This window comes from Paraburkholderia fungorum (assembly GCF_046027215.1).
Lineage (GTDB): Bacteria > Pseudomonadota > Gammaproteobacteria > Burkholderiales > Burkholderiaceae > Paraburkholderia > Paraburkholderia fungorum_D.
The window spans coordinates 43798-65987 of record NZ_JAQQEN010000003.1 but is presented as its reverse complement, the minus strand read 5'-3'; the positions used below and the strand labels follow the sequence as shown (position 1 = coordinate 65987).

At 58.7% G+C, this 22190-nt stretch carries 18 protein-coding genes and 2 pseudogenes; 14 read left to right on the top strand and 6 right to left on the bottom strand.

Annotation, left to right across the window (positions count from 1 at the left end; all coding sequences use genetic code 11):
- Window positions 1-22: 22 nt before the first annotated feature.
- The 8 genes and pseudogenes from PQR27_RS36085 (at window position 23) to PQR27_RS36055 (ending at window position 8868) form a co-directional block, all read left to right on the top strand.
- Window positions 23-1363 (top strand): MFS transporter, encoded by a 1341-nt coding sequence (locus PQR27_RS36085; RefSeq protein WP_408528465.1) that lies wholly within the window; start codon window positions 23-25, stop codon window positions 1361-1363.
- A 101-nt stretch (window positions 1364-1464) separates the two neighbouring features.
- A complete protein-coding gene (locus PQR27_RS36080) occupies window positions 1465-2892 on the top strand; it encodes an aryl-sulfate sulfotransferase (RefSeq protein WP_408528464.1) in 1428 nt (475 codons plus the stop codon).
- A 275-nt stretch (window positions 2893-3167) separates the two neighbouring features.
- Window positions 3168-4016 carry a fumarylacetoacetate hydrolase family protein gene (locus PQR27_RS36075; RefSeq protein WP_408528463.1) on the top strand — a complete coding sequence of 283 codons (849 nt, stop codon included), beginning with the start codon at window positions 3168-3170 and terminating at the stop codon, window positions 4014-4016.
- A gap of 64 nt (window positions 4017-4080) precedes the next feature.
- A complete protein-coding gene (locus tag PQR27_RS36070) occupies window positions 4081-5028 on the top strand; it encodes a VOC family protein (RefSeq protein WP_408528462.1) in 948 nt (315 codons plus the stop codon).
- 307 nt (window positions 5029-5335) lie between these two features.
- Window positions 5336-6415 (top strand): porin, encoded by a 1080-nt coding sequence (locus PQR27_RS36065; protein WP_408528461.1) that lies wholly within the window; start codon window positions 5336-5338, stop codon window positions 6413-6415.
- A 56-nt stretch (window positions 6416-6471) separates the two neighbouring features.
- Window positions 6472-6600, top strand: a pseudogene (locus PQR27_RS39415) (ISL3 family transposase); the annotation flags it as partial.
- A 435-nt stretch (window positions 6601-7035) separates the two neighbouring features.
- Entirely contained in the window at window positions 7036-7842 is an 807-nt protein-coding gene (locus PQR27_RS36060) for an alpha/beta fold hydrolase (RefSeq protein WP_408528460.1), read from the top strand.
- 135 nt (window positions 7843-7977) lie between these two features.
- Window positions 7978-8868, top strand: a complete 891-nt coding sequence (locus PQR27_RS36055) for an alpha/beta fold hydrolase (RefSeq protein ID WP_408528459.1) — start codon at window positions 7978-7980, stop codon at window positions 8866-8868.
- Between the two features lie 157 nt (window positions 8869-9025).
- Here the strand turns inward: PQR27_RS36055 and PQR27_RS36050 are convergent, their stop codons facing one another.
- Both PQR27_RS36050 and PQR27_RS36045 read right to left on the bottom strand, forming a co-directional pair.
- Entirely contained in the window at window positions 9026-9334 is a 309-nt protein-coding gene (locus PQR27_RS36050) for a hypothetical protein (RefSeq protein WP_408528458.1), read from the bottom strand.
- Entirely contained in the window at window positions 9328-10074 is a 747-nt protein-coding gene (locus tag PQR27_RS36045; RefSeq protein ID WP_408528457.1) for a TetR/AcrR family transcriptional regulator, read from the bottom strand. The genes PQR27_RS36050 and PQR27_RS36045 overlap by 7 nt, the downstream gene beginning before the upstream one ends.
- Before the next feature lie 174 nt (window positions 10075-10248).
- Here PQR27_RS36045 and PQR27_RS36040 point away from each other — a divergent pair, with 174 nt between their 5' ends.
- The 3 genes from PQR27_RS36040 to PQR27_RS36030 all read left to right on the top strand — a co-directional run bounded on the left by PQR27_RS36040 (window position 10249) and on the right by PQR27_RS36030 (window position 13877).
- Entirely contained in the window at window positions 10249-11097 is an 849-nt protein-coding gene (locus PQR27_RS36040; RefSeq protein ID WP_408528964.1) for a fumarylacetoacetate hydrolase family protein, read from the top strand.
- Window positions 11098-11181: 84 nt separating this feature from the next.
- Entirely contained in the window at window positions 11182-12153 is a 972-nt protein-coding gene (locus PQR27_RS36035) for a VOC family protein (RefSeq protein ID WP_408528456.1), read from the top strand.
- Window positions 12154-12239: 86 nt separating this feature from the next.
- On the top strand, window positions 12240-13877 hold the full coding sequence (locus PQR27_RS36030) for a bifunctional 3-(3-hydroxy-phenyl)propionate/3-hydroxycinnamic acid hydroxylase MhpA (RefSeq protein ID WP_408528455.1): 1638 nt from the start codon (window positions 12240-12242) through the stop codon (window positions 13875-13877).
- A gap of 716 nt (window positions 13878-14593) precedes the next feature.
- On the opposite strand, the gene PQR27_RS36025 is transcribed toward PQR27_RS36030, so the two are convergent.
- Entirely contained in the window at window positions 14594-16831 is a 2238-nt protein-coding gene (locus PQR27_RS36025; RefSeq protein ID WP_408528454.1) for a beta-glucosidase family protein, read from the bottom strand.
- A 384-nt stretch (window positions 16832-17215) separates the two neighbouring features.
- Window positions 17216-18295: a porin gene (locus PQR27_RS36020; protein WP_408528453.1), complete on the bottom strand. Its 1080-nt coding sequence runs from the start codon at window positions 18293-18295 to the stop codon at window positions 17216-17218.
- Window positions 18296-18807: 512 nt separating this feature from the next.
- On the opposite strand from PQR27_RS36020, the gene PQR27_RS36015 reads away from it, so the two are divergent.
- Window positions 18808-19593: a GntR family transcriptional regulator gene (locus tag PQR27_RS36015; RefSeq protein ID WP_408528452.1), complete on the top strand. Its 786-nt coding sequence runs from the start codon at window positions 18808-18810 to the stop codon at window positions 19591-19593.
- Here PQR27_RS36015 and PQR27_RS36010 read toward each other — a convergent pair.
- Together PQR27_RS36010 and PQR27_RS36005 are read right to left on the bottom strand one after the other, a co-directional pair.
- The gene (locus PQR27_RS36010; protein ID WP_408528451.1) at window positions 19572-20288 is read right to left on the bottom strand and encodes a TetR/AcrR family transcriptional regulator; all 717 of its coding nucleotides are present in this window, start codon (window positions 20286-20288) and stop codon (window positions 19572-19574) included. The two genes, PQR27_RS36015 and PQR27_RS36010, sit on opposite strands and share 22 nt — an antisense overlap.
- A gap of 79 nt (window positions 20289-20367) precedes the next feature.
- Window positions 20368-20685, bottom strand: a complete 318-nt coding sequence (locus tag PQR27_RS36005; protein WP_408528450.1) for a putative quinol monooxygenase — start codon at window positions 20683-20685, stop codon at window positions 20368-20370.
- A gap of 414 nt (window positions 20686-21099) precedes the next feature.
- On the opposite strand from PQR27_RS36005, the pseudogene PQR27_RS36000 reads away from it, so the two are divergent.
- Window positions 21100-21654: pseudogene (locus PQR27_RS36000) on the top strand (amidohydrolase family protein); the annotation flags it as partial.
- 127 nt (window positions 21655-21781) lie between these two features.
- The gene (locus tag PQR27_RS35995) at window positions 21782-22147 is read left to right on the top strand and encodes an amidohydrolase family protein (protein ID WP_408528963.1); all 366 of its coding nucleotides are present in this window, start codon (window positions 21782-21784) and stop codon (window positions 22145-22147) included.
- The last annotated feature ends 43 nt before the right edge of the window (window positions 22148-22190 follow it).

Genomic DNA, 22190 nt, shown 5'->3' with positions numbered 1-22190 from the left:
AACGCGACACTGGAGGCACGACATGCATGCTCAGGCGATCACGCCCCACACACTCATGGATGGCAGAAAGACGTCGTCCCTGCAGATCCTCACACTGGTTCTATGCTTTTTCGTTGTTGCGGCCGACGGCTTTGACGTCGCCTCGGTCGGATATGTCGCGCCGTTGCTGAAGAAAGCGTGGGGGTTGAATCCCGCGCAGCTCGGACCGATTTTCGGCGCAGGTTTGTTCGGCCTGACCGTCGGCAGCTTCCTGTTCGGGCCGCTCGCCGATCGCATCGGTCGCAAGCGGGTCATCGCAATTTCACTGGTGCTGTTCGGCGTAGGCAGCTTTGCCTGCGCCTACGCGCCGTCGCCGCTGTGGTTGATCGCGTTGCGCTTTGCGACGGGCGCGGGCCTCGGTGGCGCGATGCCGAATGCGATCACGCTGTCGTCTGAGTTCAGCCCGGCCCGCAGCCGCGCCATGATGGTCACGCTGATGTTCTGCGGCTTCACGCTGGGCCTCGCGTTCGGCGGTGCTGTCGCGGCGTTGTTGATCCCGGGTTTCGGATGGCAGGGCGTGTTCATCTTCGGTGGGCTGTTTCCGCTCCTGCTCGCACCGATCATCTGGATCTGGTTGCCGGAGTCGCTTCGCTTCATGGCAGGCAAGCCGCGCTATGCGGGAGAGATACGACGAGTACTGACGCGGCTCACGGGCAACGCCGACGCCCACTACGAAGACGTCATTCCTGAGCAGACGCCGCCGGGCGCGGCTGCGGAGACGCCTGTCGGCACGCTGTTCAGCCGCCGCTATCGCGCGGGCACGCTGCTGCTGTGGGTCACATTCTTCTGCACCTTGTGGGTCTACTACCAGGTTAGCAGCTGGCTGCCGACCGTGATCACCGGTGCCGGTATCGATGCTGCGCATGCAGCGCGCGTCGGCGCGATGTTGCCGCTCGGCGGCACGATCGGTTCGTTGATCAACGCGCGCCTGATGGACCGGATGAATCCGTTCTTCGTACTGGCTGGGTCCTACGCGATCGCGGCGGTGTCGATTGCACTCATCGGATTCTCGATCGCCGAGCCGACGTGGGTGTACGTGACGGTCTTCATGGCGGGCCTCGGCCTCTCCGGCGCACAGACGGGGGCTAACGTGCTGGTCGCGGGCTTCTATACGACGGCAGCGCGGGCCACCGGCGTGAGCTGGGCGCTCGGCGTCGGTCGCGTTGGGTCGATCATCGGCTCGATGACGGGCGGTCTGGTGCTGGTCGCGTTCCAGTCGACAACGGTGGCTTTCGCGATGTTCGCGGCGCCAGTCGTGATCGCGGGCGCTGCGATGCTCGTGAATGGCTGGGCCTATCGCGGCGGGCACACGACAAACCTGTAAGCGGAATGCGGCGCCGTCGCGCCCTTTGTGATCGAAGCAGTCGGAACAATCGAAGTCAATTCTGGCCAATGTGAAGTAGCGGAGACGATAAGGAGAGGGACATGCGGTATGTGAGTTTTGAAAAGAACGGCAACGATGAAACGATTGTCAGAAGAACAAGGAAGATTATGTTGCCGAGTTTAAAAAAGGCCACGTATGCAGCTAAATGCATGTTCTTTGGATGTTTGGCCGTAGCAGCTGTGAACGCGTTTGCGACACCATCGGTGATTCCGACGGGTGTAACGGCATCCGTGCCTGGCAAGGCGTACGACTGTGACGTGTTGTTCACCGGGGCAGATCATAAAACCTATCTTATTGATATCAAGGGCAATGTCGTCAAGCAGTGGGACGTGGAGGGATTTCCTGCCCGCATTGTGGAGCCGGGTCTTGTCAACGGGAAGAAGGGCGTCCTAGGCGCGCAATTGAGCGCCGCGGAGGTGAAAGACGGGCCCGCCGGAACGGGCGTGGTGCCCGGCCAACCGGCCTTGTATCGAAACAAAAGCGTCGGGCTGGTCGATTGGGAAGGGAAGACGATCTGGCAGTGGGGAAATCAGGCTCCGGGCGGCGCTGCCCGCCAGCATCACGATTGGGCGGTCCTGCCAAATGGACATATGCTGATTCTCGCAAACTCCAGTTACGCTATTCCCGGATTCGGCAAACGCGTCATGCTCGACGATGTCATTTGTGAAGTCGATGCACAAGGCAATATCGTATGGACGTGGAAAGCGTCTGATCACCTGAACGAATTTGGTTTTACGCCTGCTCAACTGTCCGACATCAAGCAGAAGTCCGCGGTCGACTATCTGCACACCAACGATATGCAGGTGCTTGGGCCCAATCGTTGGGAGAAGGCGGGCGACAGCCGCTTTGCGCAGAACAACATCATGATCAGTTCGCGTGATTCGAACTTTACCGCCATCATTAGTAGGGAGACCGGCAAGGTCGTATGGCGGATCGGACCAGATTATCCGTCGCGAAATGATTTCCGACCCGAGATCACGCCTCGCCCGGTCGATCAAATCAGTGGTCAACATGATGCGCACATGATTCCGAAAGGCCTCCCGGGAGCCGGAAATATCCTTCTGTTCGATAATCAGGGCGAAGCCGGCTATCCGCCGGTTGAGCTTGAAGTGACCGGTGGTTCGCGGGTACTGGAAATCAATCCCGTAAGTAAGGAAATCGTTTGGGAATACACCGGAGCCAGTAGCGGCGACGCTAACTGGAGCTTCTTTAGCCCGTTCATCAGCAGTGCGCAGAGACTTCCAAACGGCAATACCTTGATAGACGAGGGCGTTAGCGGCCGTTTCTTCCAGGTTACTCCGCAAGGAGAGATTGTCTGGGAGTATGTGTCACCGTTCAAGGGAGAGGCTCCCGTGCCGCCGACCCCCGGTCATCCGAAAGCGATATCTAACTGGGTGTACAGAATTCAAGGTGTTCCCCTTGATTGGGTACCGTCTGATAAATTTTCAACGTCCATTTCGCAAAACTAACGTGAAAAGCACTATTAGCTAGATGCAGTAGCGTGCGTGGGCAAGCGCTGAAGCGGGCCGTGCGGTTCGGCGCGGCGCGGCGCGGCGCGGCGCTTCAATTCGACTCTGCCCACGCACCCGTGTCCACCTCAGCCAGTTGCCGCTTTACCAGATTTGACCGAGGAAAAAAGGCGCAACGCGCTGTTGCTACCGCGATGTCTTCGGATGAGGCATTGCTTTTAATACGAATTTCCGGCCCCAGTGCGATTAGCGTATCGGGCCAAACGGAGGAAAAAATGCGGTTTGTCAGTTTTGAACATGATGAAAACACAACGCTGGGCATTCGCGAAGGCGATTACGTACGGGTTGTGGGCCATGAAACGCTCGAGTCACTGCTCGCACGCGGCGTGGATCTTGACGAGTATGCGAAGACCAACGCGGGCGAGGAGAGGGTGGCCGCTGATGGACTGAAGTTATTGCCGCCTCTGCAACGGCCGCCAAAAATTATCTGCGTCGGTCTGAACTACGCGGACCACACCAAGGAAAGCAAATACGAGCAACCGGACTATCCGACGCTATTCCTTCGGGTTCATACAAGCCTGATCGCCCACGAGCAACCGATGGTGCGCCCACGCGTATCGGACTCGCTGGGGCTCGACTTCGAAGGCGAAGTCGCAGTCGTGCTGGGTAAGGGCGGCCGTCATATCAGCAAGGACGACGCGTTGTCTCATGTGGCCGGCTATTCAGTCTTCAACGATGGCTCTGTACGCGAGTATCAGTTCAAGACACCGCAATGGACCGTCGGAAAAAACTTTGACGGCACCGGCGCGTTCGGGCCGGACCTGGTGACGGCTGACGAGTTGCCGCCCGGCGCAAAGGGACTTCGGCTCGAGACCCGGCTGAACGGCGAAGTCGTGCAGTCGGCGAGCACGGACGACATGATTTTCGATGTTGCCAGTGTCATTAGTATTGTCAGCGAAGCCATCACACTCGAGCCGGGTGACGTAATCGTGTCGGGCACACCTTCGGGTATCGGCTGGGCGCGCGCCCCCCGGCTTCTGATGAAAGCGGGTGACGTGTGCGAGGTGACGGTCGAACAAATCGGTACATTGCGCAACGTCGTCACGGACGAAGCTGCAGCCTGATTGTGATCACAAACCGGAAGCCGGCCGCAGAGCCGGCGTACTGCAGCGAAACATGGAGATAGTCATGAGTGAATCCGCAGTCGGACGCGTGTACGCCAGCGTTCATTCGATTGACCACTTTGCGCTCAATGTACCGTCCATTGTCGAAGCGCAACAGTTCTTCCGGGCCTTCGGCCTCGACGTGACCGAGGCGAACGCGCAGACACGGGAACTGGAGATTCGGGCGGCCGACGGTCATCGCTGGGGGCGCATACTACCCGCAGATCGCAAGTCGCTTGCGTGGCTGAGCTTTAACTGTTTCGAGGACGACTTTGACGCTATCCGAAGCCAGGTGAGCGCAGCGGGAGCAGCGTTCACTACAGGTCGTATTAGCGGTGATGATACCGGCTTCTGGTTCCATGACCCAGATGGCAATCTCATTCAGGTGAAGATCGGTCCGAAGACGAGCCCTTCATCCAAGACGCCCTGCGTCACAAAAGGATGCCCGGCCGATGAGCGTGGTGCCCATACCCGCTCGGCATCGAGGACGGTGCGTCCGAGAAGGCTCTCCCACGTGCTCTTATTTACGTCTGACGTTCTGCGCGCAATCGACTTCTATAACCGGACTATCGGGCTGCGGCTCTCGGACAAGTCACTCGACATCATCGCATTCACTCATGCACCTCATGGCAGCGATCATCATCTCGTCGCATTCGCCAGGAGCACCGTGCGCGGGTGGCATCACGTAGCCTGGGATGTGCAGAACGTCAACGAGGTCGGCCAAGGCGCGTCGCAAATGGCCGCAGCCGGCTATCGCAAGGGATGGGGTACTGGCAGGCATGTGCTGGGCTCGAACTACTTCCATTATGTTCAAGACCCTTGGGGATCGTTCTGTGAATATTCGGCGGACATTGATTTCGTGTCTGTCGGACACGAATGGCCGGCGGGCGACTTTGCTCCTGAGGACGCTTTATACCTATGGGGACCAGACGTGCCGGATGACTTTACCTGCAACGGAGAGATCCTGGCGTAAGAAGTGCCTGACGCGATTTATTCCTGCTCCGATAGTCGATGTTCAGCCTATGAGAGATGTTGGACACAACGCCGATTTTCTTCGCGCGGGAGCGGCGTTTCAGTTGGCGGAATTTGTCCTTCGCTTGACGTGTTCGGTCGTAGCCGAGTGATGCTGTCGCAGCGAGCTGATGCCGGAACCCCTCTCGCACGGGTAGTCCACTGCTGGATGTCATAGAGTGCTGTTCGCCACGTATCAAGGTGAAGCGGCAGAATGTGTCTAAAAGCAGCATATTTAATAAGTCATACTAATTATATTTGGAGATCAGATGAAGTCCACTTTTCGTTCGAAGTCGAAATGGGTCGCAGGCAGCGTACTGCTCGCGTCAGCTGGATTGACACACGCGCAAAGCAGCGTAACGCTCTACGGGGTGCTCGACGCCGGCTTGCAGTACGCCAGCAAGACGGCCACCGCGGCGGGGAAGAACGCCGGCTCGACGTTCGCAGTCGTCAATGGCGCAAGCGGGCCTTCGCTTTTCGGAATGAGAGGAGCCGAGGATCTCGGCGGAGGCCTGAAAGCAACCTTCGCCCTTGAAAGTGGAATCAACATGGCTAACGGAGGGTTTGCCAGTTCAAACGGAAATTTATGGGGCCGGCAAGCATGGGTAGGGCTAGAGGGAAACTTCGGGAAAATCAGGTTGGGTACACAGTTTTCGCCGTTCTTTCTGACGTTGCTGGACTCGGATCCGCGGCACTTTTCTTCGACTGGTAGCGGCAATGTCATTTACGCTGATAACGTCATCTTTACGGGCGCAGTCAATTCGAATGCTGTGACATATGCCAGTCCAAAGTTCGGAGGGGTTGAAGGCAGCGTGATGTTCGCGCCGGGCGGCGTGGCGGGTAATTTTCAGGCAGGGCGCCAGTGGTCGGCCAGTCTCAAATACGACAACGGCTCCTTGATGGTCAACACGTCGATTTATGACGGTAACGCTGGTGGCGCGACGACACCGGTTCCCACCAACGTTGAATTTCTGGGCCGAACAGTAGGCATGGCTTATCGATTCGGGCCACTCGTCGCCAAGGCGTCGTTCGTCAACTATAAGGTGGCTGGATCGTTCAACAATAATGTTTATGGTGGTGGCCTCGATTACTTTGCCACTACGGCTCTCGATTTGAATGGGGGTGTCTGGGTGACGAGTGACCGCAATGACACGTCCAATCATTCTCTGCTGGCAGCCGTCGGCGCGACGTATCTTCTCTCGAAGGCGACCTCGCTGTATATGCAGTTGACCACAGTCGATAATCACGGTGCAATGCACACTGGCATGTCGTTGGATACAACGTCCCTCCTGAATGGAGTGGCGGGAACCTCGTACGGTGCGAATGTCGGGATTCGACATACCTTCTAGAGGCGCTTTTATCGGAGCATGCAACACGGCAAGGCGGTGTTATCTCGGGAGTTTGCATCAACGGCTTGTTTCAGGCTGCGAGGATCAAGGCACGCAAATACATAGGCTTCGAAGCCATACGCGCTGTTCTGTTCCTCATCGCTGGCAAGATCGATTTCTCCGGCTTCAACGTGCATGCCCCGTGAATGGTTACCCACTCTGCTTTCAAAAGAGCACACGGAGATGCTCCCAAATTTGCCTGTCCTCAGCCCTGCGAAGCGCTGTGACAGGTAGCCTTGAGCTGCGTGGCGCTGAGTCAAGCAAGCTATTCGATCGAGCTCCGCATGCGTGCCATATTAGCGAGGATAGGTGCGGTTAGCGAGTCTGTGCAGACGGGGGGAGAACGGAATGCGTGAGCCATGCAGGACATTCATTTTTAGTATGAATTCCATTGCATGGAATTATGAAATACCTGCGCTTACCATGTGGTCAGTTATCAAGGAAGCAGGGGTGCGATGCGCACTTTCGGGACAAGTCTCGTCAGTATGCGTAACTACTTATAACGAGGCTTATCTGTCGATGCCGAATGGCGATCTCTTCTAGCCTCGACGCAATCCGGAAAGGGGACGTTTATGAAAAATGTGCAATTTGTCGAGACGGAAGGCGCGAAGATCGTCTTCGAAAAAGTCGGAGCGGGTACGCCTCTGCTCATGATCACGGGGGCGGGGGGCGGAGCCGACGTGTATAGCCGGATCGCGGGTGTGCTCGGCGACAGTTATGAGGTCATCACCTACGATCGCCGCTGCGTTGCCCGCAGCTCTGGCGACGTCGACGCAGAGTTGGACATGGCGCAACAAGCCAGAGACGCCGTCGCCGTGCTGAGGGCGGCCGGTCATGAGAGGGCGATTGTGTTCGGCAACAGTGGCGGAGCCAACATCGCGCTCCAACTTGCAGCGGGGCATGCCGCGAATGTCTCGTTGCTGGTCGTTCACGAACCGCCCTTCGTCAGATTGTTGGAAGACGGCGGAAAAACCGTCGAATTCGTCCGCCAGGTCCACGACATTTTTTTGCGTGAGGGTGCAGGCGCTGCAATGAGGGTGTTTGCTGGCAGCCTCGTCGGCTTCGACATACCGTCAGAGCGACCGCGCGACTTGGGTCAGGACAAGGATCTGCCTTTTTTCTTTAGAAAGGAATATCTCAATCTGAGCTTGTGCGACATTGCGCTGGATCGAATCACGGCGTCCAACGTACCTGTCGTCGCGCTGGCCGGCGAAAAAAGCGGAGATGCCTACTACGTGCGCACCACCGAGATGGTCGCGCAACGTCTCGGCTGCCCGTTTGTCAAGGTACCGGGAAATCATCTTGCCATGAAGCTCGAGCCGGAACCATTTGCCCAGGCGTTGCGCAAGGTGCTTGCGGATCATCCGCCGGTCCGCAGGGAACCGTGAAGTCGGTAGCCGGACAAACGCGCGGCTTGCGAAGGATCGATTCCACAATGGCCGCCACATTGATCAGCCGCTACTGACAGAACGCCGAACTTATCTACGGCGACTTAGAAATCACCAATACCGGAAGGAGACGTTGTGAGCAATATAAAGTTGAATTGCGAGGATGGAGCGAATTTTATTACGGGCCAGTTTTCTCCTTTATCCGGCCAACCGGCTGCGCCCGACTATCCTCTTGTCGTCGCCATTCATGGTGGAACATACACCAGCGGATACTTTGACGTTGAGGGCTACTCGCTGCTTGCGCGAGCGACTGCCATCGGCATCCCAATCATGGCAGTGAACCGGCCGTGCTACGGCGATAGCTCAAACGGACATTCGGCCGACGGATCGATCATGTCGAGTGCGGCGATTGTCAACGACGCGTTGGGTGAACTGTGGAACCTTCACGGGCGCGAATCGGCCGGAATTTTCTTGATCGGTCACTCGATTGGAGGTGCCGTCTCCGTTTTGATTGCTGGTATGCGCAAAAACTGGCCTTTGCTCGGCATCGCCATTTCCGGAGTCGGGTTGAGGGCTCCTGGGCATGTCTCCGAACAATGGCGCTCTCTGCCGACGGCGCCGTCTGTCGCCATTCCGGCCGACGTAAAGGACCTGCTGATGTACGGACCGGAGGGTACCTGGGATCCGGCCGCGCGCAACGCGGCCCATCGCGCGGACTCTATTGCCCCTCGACAGGAGTTGCTGGACATCGTGTTTGAGTGGCCACGGTTACTCAATGACTCCGCGCCGCTCGTCAATGTTCCGGTCCACTATCGACAGCCCGAATTCGACAATCTTTGGGTAGTTGACGATAAGGAGGTGGATGGTTTCGGAGCCCGCTTCACGAGCGCGCCGGTGGTTGATGCGCAGATCCTTCGGGCAACTGGCCACAATGCAGACTTTCATCGAATCGGCGCGGCGTTGCAACTCCAGCAACTTGCTTTTGGACTGAACTGCGCGGCGCTGGCGCGCCGCGCAGACGGCTAAGCGTCCAATGAGAGGAAGGTAGTAACGTCGTGTCTAGCGAATATGTGGCACGTCGCCGTCTGGGATGCCGTCAAATTGTGAAGAGCTCGCGGGCGAGAACGCAGAGCGTGCGGATCGCTAAATTATGCAGCAAGCTGATCCAGCATCGGATTGACCGCTACGGTTTCTCAGGGCTCGAAGGCCTGCTGCGAGCCTGCCGCGTCTTTTGCGCGTTCGCGTTGTGGCGGCAGTGCGTGAACAGGTTTGCCACCTGGTCGTGGATCGATGTGAATCGTTGTAGATGGCGCGTCGACCCGCCTTCTCGCGTGCCCGGCTCGGTGGAAGCAACCATCGCGTCCCGAATTTCGTCCACGATGCCTGTCCGCCGTGATGAAACCGGAATTCCCTGGCGCTGCGTCAGATCGCCGGTGCCAAATCTCAGTTTTGGGATCGTGGCGCGAACCAAAAGCTGCAATGCAGTCAACATGCAGAACGTTCGGTTACCGCGGAAGCCTGCTGGTTCTTCAGATCGGGCTGGCTGTCGTCGGCAACCATCTCAAGGCGCCTGAACAGCGTCCCCTGTGGCGACGGGCATTCGGCGAGCGGTGCGTATGCCATTGTTCGTGCTTCGCTGGCGCCGATGCCAAACGCTCGCAGTAGCGCATACATGGCCTGCTCTGCATAGTCGACTGGCGATTCGTCAGACAGAAGGGTCGCAATGCCGTAAATGATTGAGCCCAGTGCAATGTCGCGTGCTACTACCACGTTGGGAACATCAAACCTGCCGGCGTCGATTGCCATCTGCAGGTCGCGCGTCAGATATTCATCAAGTAACCGGCCCCGCGAGCCTCGCTTGGTGCCGACACGGGTGATGAATGCCCCCCAACGGGGATAACGGCACGCCATCTGCATGTAAAGGCGCGAGCCGATGACGACCCGCTGCGCCGGATCCTGTACCTCCCGCACTAACGGGTCAATGACGCCGAGCACCTCGTCACTGCTTTCGCCTGCCACGGCGGAGAGTAGTTCAGCCGTGGTGCGAAAGTAGTTATAAAACGTGCCGCGTGCCACTCCCGCGGCGGCGATAAAGTCGTCGATGAGCGGCGCGTCCGGTCCCTTTTCAGCGAATACACGCAGTGCGCTCTCGATCAGTCGATTGCGCGTTTTCTCACGCCGCATGGCTCCGACGCGCGATTGATAGTTCTCGGTCGACGCTGATTCAAACATGATGTTTCCCCTTGATTCATAACAGTTTAACAGTGCAGGGCCATGCGGGTTTGTCCTATGTCCATTCTAGTTGACGGATTCGTCAAATCAACTAGAATTAGAAATGACAAATTCGTCAATTCTATGAGTTTATGTTCTCGGGAGATCCGCCCGGGAATCTACAGGAGGCAGACAATGCGATTCGTCAGTTTTGAGCGAGACGGCAAAGCGGTTCTCGGTGTGCGCGACGGCGAGCAGGTGCGGATCATCGGTGATGAGCCGCTGGAATCGCTGCTTGGCCGTGGTGTGGATCTTCAAGAGTACGCAAGGGCCAACGCAGGTAAAGAAACGGTCGCGGCAGAGGGTCTGAAATTTCTGCCTCCGCTGCAACGGCCGCCAAAGATCATCTGCGTGGGCCTGAACTTCGCGGACCACACGTCAGAGAGCAAGTACGAACAGCCGAACTATCCGACACTATTCTTCCGTGTGCACACGAGCCTCATTGCTCACGAGCAGCCCATGGTGCGCCCGCGTGTGACTGATTCCGAAGGACTCGATTTCGAAGGTGAAATTGCGGTCGTGCTGGGCAAGGGTGGCCGTCACATCACGAACGACGACGCGTTATCGCATGTTGCCGGCTACGCGCTCTTTAACGACGGATCGGTGCGCGAATACCAGTTCAAAACACCGCAGTGGACCGTCGGCAAGAACTTTGACGGCACGGGCGCCTTTGGTCCGGATCTCGTGACGGCAGACGAATTGCCGGCTGGAGCGAAGGGGCTGCTGCTCGAGACACTCCTGAACGGCCAGGTCGTCCAGTCTGCAAACACGGACGAGATGGTGTTCGACGTGGCGAGCCTCATCAGCATTATCAGCGAGGCCATCACCCTGGAAGCTGGCGACGTCATCGTGTCTGGCACACCGTCGGGCATCGGCTGGGCGCGCAATCCGAAACTTCTGATGAAGGCGGGCGATGTGTGTGAGGTGACCGTTGAAAAAATCGGCACACTTAGAAATGTAATTGTCAACGAAGCCGCCGGTTAAACAAGGGGAACAGCGCGCGATCAGCGGCGCCCCCCATGAGCCGGCCGACGAGCCGGCTCCAGCAGAACATTGATGGAGACAGTCATGGCTGACCCGGTAGTCGTTCGTCCCCGCGCAGGTGTGCATTCAATCGATCACTTCGCGCTGAATGTTCCTTCGATCCGTGACGCAGAGCGCTTCTTCCGTGCGTTCGGACTCGACGTCACGTTGGCCGGGAATGAAGCGCAGGAACTCGAGATTCGTGCGGCTGATAGGCATCGCTGGGCGCGCGTCCTGCCTGCTTCGAAAAAATCCCTCGCGTACCTGAGCTTCAACTGCTTTGAAGAAGACCTCACCGCCATCCGGGCGCAGGTGCAAGCGGCGGGTGGCGCCATCGAAAGCAATTCTGGCGTCGATCGCTCGGGGTTCTGGTTCCACGATCCGGACGGCAATCTGATTCAGGTGAAGGTTGGTCGGAAAACCAGCCCATCCTCCAAGACGCCTTGCGTACTAACCGGAAGCGCAGCGGACGAACGTGGGTCGCATACGCGCTCGGCAGCGAAAACGGTCCACCCGCGGCGTCTTTCGCATGTGCTGCTGTTCACCCCTGACGTGCTCGGCGCGCTCGACTTTTACAACAAGGCGCTGGGGCTTCGGCTCTCGGACAAGTCACTGGATCTGATCGCATTTACGCATGCGCCGCATGGCAGCGACCATCATCTGGTTGCGTTCGCAAAAAGCAGTGCGCGCGGATGGCATCACGCAGCCTGGGATGTCGACAACGTCAACCAGGTTGGCGAAGGGGCATCGCAAATGGCTGCTGCTGGCTTTGACAAAGGGTGGGGCACCGGCCGGCATGTCCTCGGCTCGAACTATTTTCATTACGTGCAGGATCCGTGGGGCTCGTTTTGCGAGTACTCCGCGGACATCGACTTCGTCTCGCCCGGAAAACCGTGGCCAGCAGGCGACTTTCCGCCGGAGGATTCCCTTTATCTTTGGGGGCCCGCCGTGCCGGAAAACTTCATCCACAACACCGAAGCACCAGCCGACCCGGCCGGTGTGACGCCGGAAGGCTAACAGCTTTCTTCCCTGAAACGTGTTTCGATGGCAGCCAGACCAGCTGGCGCCAGGGGAACACTCGCTTCCTTAGCAGGTGACTTCGAATGGCTAACCAGAACATTTTTGATGTCGTCATCGTAGGATACGGACCCGTTGGACAGTCGCTGTCTATCCTTCTTGGCGAACGCGGCTATAACGTGGCGGTATTCGATCGCTGGCCCACCTTGTATCCGCTGCCGCGCGCCGTGTTCCACGACCATGAGATCCGCCGCGTGTTCCACGCGATGGGAATCGGCGAGGAGGTGGAAAGCATCTCGCAGCCGTCTTCGAATTACCAGTGGTTCAACGCCGACTGGAAGACGCTCGTCGAAATCGACTGGTCGGCCGAATCGATCAGCGACGGTCCTGTCGGCTATCTCTTCAATCAGCCTTCACTTGAAGCGCTGCTGGACAGAAAGGCGAAGTCTTTGCCTGATGTCTCGGTCAATCAGGGCTGGGAAGCGACAGACCTGCGTCAATTTCCAGATTGCTGCGAGGTTACTCTGCGCAAGGGCGCAATGGTTGACGGTTCATGGGTTCCGACCGGCGAGACGCGGACCGTGCGCGCCCGCTATGTGGTTGGGGCTGATGGCGCAAACAGCTTCGTGCGCGAAGCGTCGAACATCGCGTTTGAAGACCTGGGCTTCCAGGAAGACTGGTTGGTCATAGACCTCAAACCGAACGAAGGGGTCGTGCTCGATGTGCCGGATATCGGCCAGTGGTGCAACCCCGCGCGTCCCACCACGATGGTGCCCGGCGGTCCGGGCTATCGTCGCTGGGAGTTCATGCGCCTGCCCCACGAGTCGATCGATGAGCTTCAGAAACCGGAAAAGGTCTGGGAACTCCTGTCGCCGTGGGTAACGCCCGAGAACGCGACGCTGGTGCGCTACGCAGTCTACAAATTCCGCTCGCTAATTGCCGAGAACTGGCGCAGCGGGCGCGTCGTGCTCGCCGGCGACGCAGCGCATCAGATGCCACCCTTCATGGGTCAAGGCATGTGCTCTGGCATCCGGGACGCGTGGAATCTTGCGTGGCGCTTCGATCTCATCCTGAAGGGTGTCGCGTCGCCGGAACTGCTCGAAGACTATACGCCGGAGCGTCGCCCGCAGGTGCGCGCCGTCATTGACGCATCTGTTGCCATGGGCCAGGTGGTCTGCATTTCGGACCCGGACGAAGCAGCGCGTCGCGACGAAGCTTACCTGTCCGGTCAGGTTCCGCCGCTGCCCCCATTTCCAGGCCTCACGGACGGCCTTATTTGCGGAGAGGAACGCTATGCAGCCCGCGGTGCCGCGGGGCTCCTGAGCGTACACGGGCAGGTTCGCAATGACGGCGAGCAGATGCGGTACGACGACGCGTTGCCGAACGGATTTCACATCATCGCGCTCGATGCCGACCCGGAACAGTTCGTCGACGCCGCGTCGCAGGCTGCGCTTGCCCGAATCGGTGGCCAGACGATCGGCATCACCGGCGACGCGAGCAGGGCAGTACCGGGCCGCATCCTGTTTGACGTGAGCGGCAAGTATCGGCAGTTCTTCGATGAACATGGTGTGAAGGCCATCATCGTTCGGCCGGATTATTACGTCTTCGGTACCGTCAGGGCGCTTACCGACCTCACGGCGCTTGTCGCGAACCTTGCGTCGCGGCTGTCACTCACCGGCTTGCCCGTTGGCGGTCAGCAAAGCACGGAGGCCGGCGCGGCATAGAGCACCAGCAACGGGAGCAGGAAGGTGCCTGACCAGGCGAGTTGAAACGGGAGCGGCATTGTCGCAACGAACCTGTCGGAATGACGGAATCCTTCCTCGAACGCATTCTGCGGCGCGACATCTTCGAGGCAAGCCTCGGACTTGGGATGCCGCTTCGCTTGAAGCGATCTCACGCTCGCTTACGGCGTCGTGGTGATCTCGCTACGCGAGGCGTTTAGCTGGCTAACGGCGGTTGGACTGGTGGTCGCATTGACAGAACCAGCCAATTGAGTTCCTCTACACATGCCTCGCGCATCGATACAATAGGTGAGCAGCTTGATGGGCTTGGCTTGGCTTGGCTTGGCGGAGATTATTTCAGCGATAGCCGCCTACCTGTCCGACTCTATCAGCTGAGAACGTGCGCGCCCCGGCGGGAGCGGCGTTGTGTAGGGAATTGCTGGACTGCCCCTTCGCCAGAATCAGGGCGCACGTGTCCGGCATTACTGTCGGGTCAATCAGGGGCCGGGCGGTCTAACGGTGGTCAGCGACGAACAGCAGCCATATGCCACGATCGGTCATCGCTTGCCCTCAAAAGGCGATGGCTCCCGGTGCCACTGTCCTGTTTGAGCGCATAGTCAGCTGTTTCCTCGATCTCCGTTCTGGATCAGGGCGGCCGATGAATCGCTCTGCTCCCCCGGCCGGGCTTACCCGGCCGGTACTGCCTGAACGCTGACCTATCAATGTACCGGCTCGATTGCGGCGAGCGCCACCGAACTGCTCAGTGCACTGGCATCGCGTGACGATGTTCCTGCCGTGAGTCCATAGGTTCCTGCATTCAGCTTCCACGTGTGATTCGTCACGTCCCACGTTGCGAACCGCTGCAAGGGCATCACGATGCTTACCTGTTGAGACTGCCCCGGCTGCAGTGTGACCTTCTGCCATCCAACCAGCCGCTTCGGTGGCTCGCCGAGCCCGGACGGCAACGCGGCATACACCTGCGCCGTTTCTGCACCCGCTCGCGCCCCGGTGTTCTTGACTGTGAATGTGACGATCACGTTACCCGATCCGTCGGTGCTCGCGGTCATGCCTGAATACGAGAACGTCGTATACGACAGGCCGAATCCGAACGGAAACAGTGGCTGAATCTTCTGCGCGTCATACCAGCGGTATCCCATCATCAGGCCTTCGCTGTAATTGACGTTGAGATTGGTCGCGGATATTGCCGACTGCGGCAGGTTGGCGTTCTGCACCGGAAACGTGACAGGCAGCTTGCCCGACGGATTGACGGTCCCGAACAGCAGGTCGCTAATGGCCTGACCGCCCTGCACGCCCGGATACCAAGTCTCCAGAACGGCATGCACATTATTGATCCACGGCATCAGCACCGGGCTGCCGTTTTCGAGTACGACAATCACGCGCTTCGCTTTCGCGGCCACCGTGGCGATCAGTGCGTTCTGGTCGTACTTCTGGTTGTACGGATCTGCATTGCTGTCGGGCAGGCTCAGACTTGGCAGATCAAGTCCTTCAGTCTCCCACTGCGTCGCGAACACGATCGCGACGTCCGCCTGCGCGGCTGCGCTGGCAGCCGCGTTCGCGTCGTTGCCGTCGAGGTAGCTGACGTTCGCGTTCGGTGCGGCCGCCTTGATCGCGGCGAGCGGTGCGGACTTGTACCACTTCGCGCAACCGCCGAAGAGCACGCCGGTCGGCTGCTGGCAACCGGACACCGCGTTGCCGTTGGCAGCTGGCGTCCCACCCGAGCCGCCGCCAGAGAGCACACCCACATCGGCATGCCCACCGATCACTACGATCGAAGACAGATTCGCCGCCGCGAGGGGCAACACGGCTTGCTGCGCACCCGCCGCCGTGGAATTTTTCAGTAGCACTGCTGATTGCTGCTCAACCTGAAGGGCAAGCGCGTTGCCCGCCGACTCGTCGACAGTGCCGCCTGATGCAGGGGGCGAGTCCATGATGCCGGTCAGGATCAGCGTGCGCAGCTTGCGCTGGACCATGTCGTTCAGGCGCGCCATCGGCACAGTGCCCGCCGTGACAGCAGCCTTGAGTTTCGTGTTGAAGTATGAAGCCACAGTGATGCCCGCTATCGGCTGCGGTATGTTGTTGTCGTCGGCAGCGCCCGGCTGTTCCTCGTCAAGTCCGGCCAGCGCGGCGGGTGCCGTACTGTGCGTCGCGGTCCAGTCCGACTGCACGATGCCCTTGAAGCCCCATTCCGTTTTCAACACGTCAGTCAGCAAATACGGATTCTCGCAAGCGTAGGTGCCGTTCACCTGGTTGTACGAGCACATTACGTTGCCCGGTTGACCTTGCTTGACGGCAATCTCGAACGCGAGTAGTTCGGTCTCCCGCATCGTGCGCTCTTCGACCTGCGAATTGCTCGTATAGCGGTTTGTCTCCTGATCATTCATTGCGTAGTGCTTGACAGTCGCAATCACTTTTTGCGATTGCGTGCCGGTCGTGCGCGCCGCACTCAGCGTACCTGCCAGTACGGGGTCTTCACCCATGAACTCGAATGTGCGGCCGTCGCGTGGCTCCCGAGCCAGATTGATGCCACCCCCGAGCCCCTCCGCATAGCCCAGTGTGCGGAGTTCCGTCGCAATACGCGCGCCATATTCATTTGCCAGTTGAGGGTCCCAGCTCGCCGCAAGCGCAATGGGAGCTGGCAGCGCCGTGGCGCCTACATTCGCGACGTTGACGCCACCCGCCGAATCGGCGCTGTAGATTGGCGGAATGCCGAGCCGCGGAATGCCGGGGATATAGCCTGCACCCACCGCCTGAAAGCCGGTGCCATGCACAAGCAGGATCTTTTCGTCCAAGGACATTTGAGCGACAAGCGCTGCTGCACGCTGGTCGGTTGCAGTGCCATGGTCCGTCAAATTATCGCCAGATCCACAAGCGGCACTCAGAATTGCGGCTGCGCAAGCAGAGACTATCGCGGCGTATCGATAGAAAGGATGGGCCATCTCTATTCCTTGATCGGTTAGATGTCTTATACGAAATGTATTGCGTAGGAAATTACATTCAGAACTCCCACGGCAGAGCCTACATGTGTAGTTTGCCGACAGACACTCGGGGAGTCCTTGTCGCGGTTAGCAGCAGGAAATAAGTGTTCGTGTTGATCCAGGCGCACTGCGTGGGGTGGCGCGCAAAACAATGCTCACGAATTATGGCAGGGCGCCGCTGCGCCCTCCGTCTGGAACGTTTCCTGTTCAATCGATAAGGTATCCGGATCTAAAAGGTACATTTCGACCGCGTCACCTATTTCCATCGGAGCCACTTTTTCTTTCCCGCCGTGACGTGTGTGGAAGAAGGATGACTATCCCGGGCCGACTTTCTTCGCAGGCGTCCTAGAACGAGTGCCGAATGCCAATATTGGCGCCGTACGTGGTCCCCGGTACTCCGTTGAAAAGGCTATGGTCCGTCAACGACAGACCGGTGTTCATCGCACCGTGGTTATCGACCGAGGCAAACTGCACGTAGAGTTGGGTTCGCTTCGAGAGGAAGTAGTTGGCGCCAATTGCAGCCATCAACGAGTTGTTGGAGGTTTTGTTGCGGTCGCTCGTGACCCACACACCTCCTGAGAAATCGAGCGCGGGAAGGGCAAGGTAGTCGATGCCACCCCCAATCACGTTGTTATTGAACGACCCCGCCACTTTATAGTTGACGAACGACACCTTGGCCGTGACCGGGCCGACCACGTAAGCCATCCCGAGCGTGCGACCGAGAAAGGCCACGGTGGTCGGTACCGGCGTCGGCGTGCCGCCGGCGTTGCCGTCATAGATTGACGCGTTGAGCATAAACGAGCCGTTTCCGTATTTAAGGCTCGCCGACCACTGCTTCCCGGCCTGAAAGTCACCGGCGATGCCGCCCGGCGCAAACATCGCGCTGCCTTCGAATCCGGCAAGCTTCGGTGAGTTATAGAGCACAGCGTTCGAATTCACCGCGCCGGTGAACGCGACGTTATTGCCGTATTGGACGATGCCGCTGCCGAACGTCGAGAAGTGACGCGGATCCGACTCCAGCAACGCGAGGAAAAATGGCGAAAACTGTGCGCCCACGCGGACTTTTCCGAAATTCCCGTCGAGTCCAACCCATGCCTGGCGGCCCCAGAGGTTGCCGTTGGAACTGGAAAAGCCACCGTTGACCATGCTGATACCGCTTTCAAGCGCAAAGGTGGCTTTCAGACCTCCACCCAGGTCCTCTTTCCCTTGCAGTCCGAAGAGGGATGGACCATTTCCGCCATCGGTCATTGCATAGGTTGCGCCCGCGTCGTGGCCGCTGGCATTGGGCGTCTTGCTCGCGTACTGGAAGCCGGCGTCGACCACGCCGTAGAGCGTGACGCTGCTTTGTGCCTGTGCGAGGCCGGCTGACAGCAGAAGTGCGCCGCCCGTTATCCACTTCGACGTTGAAAAGAAAATATCATTCATTTCAATATTCAATGTAATTAGTATGCGTATATAAAAACAGGTATGTTTTTTTCGGGTGTGTTTGGCGAGTGATCGATGTCGGGTAGGCACGCCTCGTGCGGCCGGTATCGGCCGTCTGGATCGGTTATGGTTAATTATTTAGGCATTCTAAGTTAACGGATTTTATGGAAAGCCTCGAGCAGCTCGTGAAGCTACGGTGAAAAGTTGGCGGGCCACCAGCGGCCTGACCTCGCCACGACTCGCAACTGCGCGGGCGTGTCTCCACATCGAAGGACGTATAGTGACGAACGTGTTCATTCTATAAGATGACGGCAGGCCGTCAATTTGGGGTATTTACGTCCATAACAGTGGACGAACTGTCATCCTGAGGCGAGGGCGTGGCGGCCCGAACGCGCGACGGTGGAAATGCCTGGCCCGCAGAAACGCGGAACCTAAGATAAAATATATACGTTTTATGCGCCCGCGATTCGTCGCACGCCTTGACGTGCCTCGAGAAGCTCAACCACGACCTTATGGAACAACCCAGCGCTCTTCCTGCTACGGCACACGCAGAACCCGGTCACACCGGCGAAACGACGGCCTCGACGCTCGAACGTATCCTGCGGCGCGACATCATCGAAGCCCGGCTCGCGCCGGGCATGCCGCTGCGCTTGAAGGATCTCGCGCTCGCCTATGGCGTCGGCGTGATTCCTCTACGAGAGGCGTTGAGTCGGCTAACGGCGGTTGGGCTGGTGGTCGCGTTGGACCAAAAGGGCTTTAGCGTAGCGCCGCTTTCGCGGCGGGATCTTCTGGACGCGACACGCGCGCGGCAACACATCGAAACGATCGCGCTTAAGGATGCCATGGCTTTCGGCGGCGTGGAGTGGGAGGCGCGCGTGCTGGCCGCCCATCATCAGTTATCGCACACACCGCTATATACACCTGCGCGCGACGGCATGAACCCGGAATGGGAGCGCGCTCATGCGTCATTTCATCAAGTACTGATATCGGGCTGCGCGTCGGACTATCTGATCCGCTTTAGCGAGATTCTGCGCGAGCAGACGGCGCGCTACCGGCATTTGTCATTGAAGGGGGCACATGGCGGCAAGCGTAACGTGGCGATGGAGCATCAGGCCATAGCCGAGGCGATCCTGTCTCATGACGCCGTGACGGCCTGCCGGCTGCTCGTCGACCATTACCAAAAGACGGCTGACCTGTTGCTGAAGAACCAGGTCGAGGCTTTTCTGTCGCCAATCCAGCTCAAGGCGCGCCCGCGCGGTCGCACCAAGACCGAGGCTCAACGCGCGGGCGACGAATAATCGACGGTGCCTGCGGTCTGCGCAATAAGATACGAGTGCGAGAAGGCGGCCGCCACTTCGGCGTTTTCTTTCGATACCCCGAGGCCACGCAGCGTGATTCGTATCACACTGCTGATATACGCGTGCGGATCCTTGCTACGTGCCAGCATGATGGTGCGCATGCCCTCGACTGTTGCACCCATCACGGAATCCGCGGCGGCGGTGACATCATCGAAGTCCAGCTTGGCTTCAGCCTGTCCCGCGCGAAGGTCATGATAAATGTAGTTGAGCAGGATCGATTCGTGTGGGATCAACTCCGCTCGCACCACGAAACCGGCCCATCTGCGGTCGGTCAACGCGCGCTCGAGAAACAGGCGCATGCCCGTGCTGACGCGTTGCAACGGATCGGTCAGCACGTCGTAGACGGGGAGGATGTCGAGCGTCATGCGGTCAGTCGCCTCGTGTCCCACAGCGGTCAACGCCTCTTCCAGTGACGCGAAATGCTTGTAGAACGTGCCGCGGGAAATATCGGCGGCCTTCACGACGTCTTCAATGGATGCCGACAGATTCTTGCGTTCGGCAAATACTTCCATCGTCGCATGCAGGATGCGTGCGCGCATTACGTCCCGCTTTTTGCGCGCGGCGATGGTTCGGTGATCTTCCTGTGCACCGCTTGTGGCTGCGGCTACACCGCGCTCCAGGATCGACTGTTGCATTGTTGGCTCCGTGAGTCGTTTGCTAGTGTGACAAAGGGCGTGTCCCGAGGCAAGTCACACCGTTTCCGCGTAATGCGCCTTACGCCTGACAGCAACGATCCGGGGGCGAAGCATCGAGATGCTGCAGGAGCCTGACCTTCTTGCGCTCGAGCAGCGGTTCTATCGCGCAGAGAAAACGCGCGACGTGCGCCGTGCTCAAGTGTTCATTGAGTGCGCTCTGGCTTTGCCATAGCTCATGGAACACGTAGACGTTGGGTTCATTGAGGTCTTGATATTGGGTGCAACTCACGAATCCCGGGTCTCCGGACGTGGAGGCCAGCAGCGCTTTGATCGCCGTTTCAAAGTCGGTCGAAGCGCCATCTTTCGTTTCGAAAACAACCAAAGCAGTCGTGGTCATGTATGCACTCCTTGCGCGGCGAAATGCTGCGAATGCAGCTACTTGTTTGCAGAGTATATATATTTTGTTAATCCGCCAAGCTCGAGCATGCCCGGGCTGTGTGCTACCGGCTCGGCGTGCTGATAGCCGATCCTCGTCTTCAAATTCGCTTGTGTTCCCCGTCAGACGGGAACATCGAGCTAGGCTACGCTAGCTTGTGCAGCGATATGAGCGATCGCAGAGTGACGAACCGTGCACTCTGACGGGGACGAAAACCCTCATTGGCAAGCTCAGCGCGATTAATATAATAGACAAAACGTTCATTCTTAACGGGCCAACAGGTAACAGCATGCACGTGTGCAAGTACCGCTCTGCCGGCAATCGACACATCCAAGTCAGATCGCGTCGATTAGCTCTCTGCGCAGGACGGCTTGCATGAGAATGATCTCCACCTGTGCCTGCTGTGCGCCTGCGTCGCTCGGCCGCCGCCACTTCCTTGCAGGCACCATCGCAGTCGCGGCGTCCACAGCCATCCCCTCGCTGGCAGTCTCGGCGCCGGACCAGTCACGGGTGATCGACGTGCACCATCACTTCGAGCCCAGCGGCAAGAACTACGACGGCATGCCGTGGAAGATCGAAAACGCAGTGGAGCAACTGGACCAGAACGCCGTATCGACGGCGATTGCCTTTGCGGGCGCCATCTTCACCGCGGATGTTCCGATGGGGCGGCCCAAGGCGTGCGAGATCAACGAGTGGGGCACGAAGCTTTGCCTCGATCATCCGGGCCGCTTCGGGCTGTTTGCGTCCATCCCGATGAACGACGTGGATGGCGCCCTGGTGGAGATCGCCTATGTCTTTGACGTGCGCAAGGCAGACGGCATCGAGCTCGTCACTAACTATCAGAGTGTCTGGCTGGGCGAACCGAAATTCGCCCCCATCTTTGCCGAGCTGAACCGTCGCAAAGCCGTTGTGTTCGTGCAGCCGTCGGAAGCGCCTTGCTGCACGGGCCGCGACACTAAGTTACGAAAAGCCGCCCGTGTCGGTTCCGTGGATCGAATTTCCGACCAATACCGCTCGCACTATCCTGAGCTTGTGGGCTGCGGGCACGACGCGGTGCATGCCGGACATCAGGTTTATTTTCTGCCATGGCAACGGGGTGATGCTGATTCTGCTCGGCCGTATCGCCGGCTTCTTGGACTATCCGGCAGTGGGGCAGCAACGCCTCGACGCGATGTTCCCGGACGGCATCCGTGCAGAGTTCTCAAAGCTCTATTTCGACTGTGCGCAGGCTTACGCGCCGGAGATCTTCGACATGCTGCGAAAGATCGTGCCGAAGTCCCAGCTGCTTTTCGGCTCCGATTACAGCTACATCCCGATCAGGCACGGCGTGGGCCAGTTCGGCAAACTAGCCCTGCCGGCCAGCACGCGAACGATGATTCTCGGCGGCAACGCGGCAGCACTTCTTCCGCGCTGGCAAGCGTAGAAGCCGTATGTTCAGGCATGCCAGCCGGCAATGCCAGTTTATA